Below are 1346 nucleotides of genomic sequence, written 5' to 3'. Positions count from 1 at the left end.
AATTGGCGATACAAAAATGATAGTTTTTCACAGCTTATTGAGTTCTTGAATGCAAATATCTTGATAATAATTGGTTGTTGGTAACCATTCCCATATTATACGCGAGTTCGGGATAAGAAAATCTTTAGAAAAGTTCCAATTGCCTTGATTTCTCCACGTGTACTGGCAGTGCCTCCGGCTTATTGTCAAAGAAACAATAGGCTGTAAGAGCAGAACATAAGTTCATGATGAAATTATGTATTGATCGGTGCCGTGAATGTACAAGATTAGCCTTGTTCTTTAGCAACTCGTTGATACATTCGATGATGTATCTCTTTCTAAGCATGATTTTGTCCCACATAGGCATAAGTTTGTTCTTCATGTTCGCTTTTAGACCATGTACGAGATGTATGCCTTGGTCGAACAAGGTTTCAAAGAGTTCCTTTTTGATATATCCTCTGTCAGCGAACACTTTTCCATACAATACTTTTGTAAATACGCTCCACACACGTTCATCCCTGTCATCAACATTTGCCCCTGTAAGACAGAAGGTTATAACTTCGCCAGAGTCATTACAGAGCAGATGCAGTTTGAAGCCGTGACACCAACCCATAGTACCTTTCCCATTCTTCGCGAAACCTGCAAATACCTTATTGAAATAACGCCTTACATTATGACATACAGGTATCATGGTACTGTCGACAAATGTTATTCCCGTACATTTGCCAAAGGCATAAAGCTTCATAAACATCATCATCCTGAAGAAAACACGTGGCATTAGTTCCACGAAACGATTGTAGGATACAGCATCGGGAAACTCCTGCTGGAGTTGTCCACGAATGCAGTTGAGGTAATACTCCTTGAAGTTACGGTATGTACCGAAATGATAGCATACAAGAATTGTCATAATCTCGCTTTCAGAAAGACGACCTTTACGGTTTCTATAACCTTTTCCTTTACCGTTATTAGTAGGTAGAAAAAGGTTATTTTCGAGTTCAGAATTCAAATTTCTGTTAAATTCATCTATAATACAGAATATTTCAGTAACTTTGTCTTTGGTAATCATCGCTTAGTCTTTATTTGTAACTTGTTGATTTTCACCTATAAAGGTACAAATAATAAGCGAGATTACCAACTTTTTAAGTGCTTTTCTTATCCCGAACTCGCGTATATTATGGTTATTGGCAATGTGTCCTATCTCTATCTGAAACCAAAAATTTTGGTACTGTCCTATAGAAGTGTGTAAGCTTCTTTTTTCTTATCTTTGTATTTGTAAACTATAAGAAAGAACAAAATGTAACTTACACATTCGCACATATCGGAAATTCTTTCGAATTACAAAAGCGGCAGCGAGGGTTTTGTTACCT

Annotated in this window: 1 protein-coding gene; it reads right to left on the bottom strand. The window is 36.9% G+C overall.

Annotated features, from left to right (window positions below; genetic code table 11):
* Positions 1 to 124: 124 nt before the first annotated feature.
* On the bottom strand, positions 125 to 1045 hold the full coding sequence (locus ETF27_RS10530) for an IS982 family transposase (protein WP_130829134.1): 921 nt from the start codon (positions 1043 to 1045) through the stop codon (positions 125 to 127).
* Positions 1046 to 1346 lie beyond the last annotated feature (301 nt).

The sequence above is a fragment of the Prevotella brunnea genome, assembly GCF_008016795.1.
GTDB classification, from domain to species: domain Bacteria; phylum Bacteroidota; class Bacteroidia; order Bacteroidales; family Bacteroidaceae; genus Prevotella; species Prevotella brunnea.
The sequence above is the reverse complement of the archived record's forward strand: the minus strand, read 5'-3'. Positions and strand labels throughout refer to the sequence as shown.

What these genes read in the sequence shown, in the direction of transcription:
- ETF27_RS10530 (WP_130829134.1), bottom strand. Translation starts at nt 1,045, where the DNA reads ATGATTACCAAAGACAAAGTTACTGAAATATTCTGTATTATAGATGAA.